General features: G+C 34.1%; 1 protein-coding gene. It reads right to left on the bottom strand.

From position 1 onward, the window contains the following. Positions 1 to 287 precede the first annotated feature (287 nt). The coding region (locus ENL20_02305; protein HHE37387.1) for an AsmA family protein at positions 288 to 2,963 on the bottom strand (2,676 nt) is incomplete at its 5' end.

Raw genomic sequence — 2,963 nt, 5'->3', positions numbered from 1 at the left:
TTGAGTATCTTGTAGTTTTCCAAAAATTGTTTTACATTTCTCGCTGCTCATCGATGTTCTTTTATAATTTTCACCGATTAAATTCCATTCATAAAAACTTCACAAGTTTCCAAAATTTATTGTAGCACATTTTTACATAAATGTGAAATCCTTAATTTATAAAATCTTCAATTTGAAAATCCTCGATTTGAAAAATCGAGCCACATTTTCTTCCACATCCTGAATCCTTATTTTTCTTCTTTCGTGAAATTCGTGGATGCTTTTCAAAAGAAAGCTAGAGTAAGGTTCTAATCAAAAAGTCCTTTCAAAAGATCCTTCGCTTTATCCTCCGCATCTTTCAACAATTTATCAGCTTCATCTTTGGCTTTATTTTCCAGTTCTTTTTTCTTTTTATCGAGTTTTTCCTGGATCTTATCTTTGATCTGCTTTTTCAGTTTCTCGATGCTTTTACTCATATCGAGTTTCACTTTAGGATCAGTCACTTTCCCCGTAACTTTGATATTGATATCGACTTTATCTGCTGCTTTCAGTTTCAAGCCTGCTGAATTAGCCTGTTTGATCAAGTCGTCATAGGTTTTATTGATCCCGGAAGTAAATTCCGATCGAGGAATGGATAATTTTACATCAAAATCAAGAGTTTGATCGGTTTTCATGATACCACCGATCGTTGCGGATGAATTATGGATTTTATTCGTGAACGGTTTCACCTTCAAAACTCCGTTCGTGATCGTGAAACTCGCCTTAAAATCCTTCAAAGAAAATTTCTTATATTTATCCATTTTCAGAGCATTGGCAATTTTCTCCATTGATTTCGGATTTATCACCTGAATATTTTTAGATGAGATGTTTCCCTTACCGTTAATAGAATTTAAAACCGGCTGCATCGTTTCGTCCAGCAAACTGTTAAAGGTCAGTTCGGTCGAAAATTTACCTTTGCAGTCCTTCATGATCGGAACTAACTTCTTCATTGTGTTAAAAGTTTGGAAAGCTGTCTGAATATCGAAATTAACGATCTTCATCCCAAAATCGACTTTCGGTTTATCAATGTTTTTTGAATCATAACTTCCATTTAGAGTTATACTTCCTTGAAGCATGTTCATCTTCAGATTTTCCAGAGATGCTTTACTGTTCTTGATCCTGATAATTCCCTTTGTGTTTTTGATATCCATTTTATCGAAGTAGATCTGCTTCAAGCTGGAGGTTAGTTTGAAATCGATATTATCTGGAATTTTTATCGCTTTAAGTACAACTTCTTTTGATTCCTGTTTCTCTTTCGGTTTTTCTTCAGCGATAAATTCGTTCAAATCGAGAATATTGGAATTGAATACGAAATTTCCTTTAATGAGTTCATTCTTAAAAATAAAAGGCAGGAAATTTTCGATCTTTCCTGTAAGCTTGAAATCACTTTTTCCGATTTTAGAATCGAAAGAAGCAAGTTCCACGAATTTGGGAGAGAAATTCAGAGAGGAATTTCTTATCAGTATTTCCTGCGGAAAATCTTTACTTTTGAATTTAAAAGCGGAAAGTTTAATATTACCGTCAACCTTGAATTTCTCGTATTGCTTCTTTTCAATGGACGACATCCTTCCAGCAATATCTATGTTAGTTTCAATTTTTCCTGTCAAACTAATATCCTGCATGGGAAGTGCATCCTGTAAACTGGAGAGATCGATTTTCCCATTAAGATTTCCGGAAATATGAGGATCAGTGACCGGATTTTTAATGTGAAGCTTGGCATCGAAAGGATTGTTTGCCAATTCAAGATGAAATTTCTCCACATCGATTTTCGTGTTATCTTCTCCACCACCATCATTCACAATATTAACTTTAACATTGATATTATCGACCGATTTCGGGAGATCAGGATATTGGAACATCGCATTTTCAATCAGCAGATTCACACCAAAAGCTGGAATTGAATTTTCACTGACAATTCCTTTTGCATAACCATTTACAGCCAGTTTACCGGAAGTTTTCAAATCTTTCAAATCGCTCATATAAATTGCCGGAATAAATGAAAGAATGTTCTTGAAATCCGTCTTTTTCGCATCGAATTTCACATCGAGTTTCATATCTTTTTCCAGCATTTGAATATTACCTTCAAATCCCAGAGCAAGCTGATTTATCTTAACTTCATTCTCCTTAAAAGTAAATTTTGTATTCGGAATGTCCATTTCAATCCCGGCTTTGATCTCGATTTTTGTATTTTTCAGATATTTGATTTTTGCGAATGTAACATCTAAACTTCCCAGAGTTGAATTAATATCCAGATCCACGAAATCTTTGGAAACATCTCCTTTGATAGTTACATTATAATCTTTGATAACAGCATTCAGGTCAGCATTTTCCCCTTTTGAAACAACTGAAATTTGTTCAATAGAAGAATTTATATCGAGTTTGGAAAAATCCTGCGATAATCCGCCTTTCATCAGGAAATTTAATCCTTTGATATTTATGTTCATCTTGTTTTGGTCATCGATGAAGGAGACAACTGCCTTCCTGATCTCGAATCTTTCCATTCCGATATTAAATTTCCCGGATTCTTTTACCGGTTCGTTAACAGTTTCTTTTTCCGTAACTTTGGCAATATCCCAATTCGCTTTTCCACCTTTCAATATCTTTGCCAAAATCACCGGTTCATCGACAACAACTGCTTTGATCTCGATTGTATCACGAAAAACACTCATCAAATTCACATTAGAATATATTGACTTGACAGTCGCCAGTTTCTGACCTTCAAACCTGTCTATTCCCGTAACTTTTAGTTTCGTCAGTTCAAATGATAAATTTGGGAAACTCTTAAAAAATGACAGATTGAAATCCTCGAATTCGACTTTAGCATTTACATTTTTATTGATCTCGGTCTGCACTTTCTCCAGAATTTTTCCTTTAAATAAGATCGGTGTTAAAATCAAAATTAACAAAATCAATACTACAAATCCCAAAATTGTAAATAAACATCC

This window comes from Candidatus Cloacimonadota bacterium (genome assembly GCA_011372345.1).
Taxonomy (GTDB): domain Bacteria; phylum Cloacimonadota; class Cloacimonadia; order Cloacimonadales; family TCS61; genus DRTC01.
The sequence above is the reverse complement of the archived record's forward strand: the minus strand, read 5'-3'. Positions and strand labels throughout refer to the sequence as shown.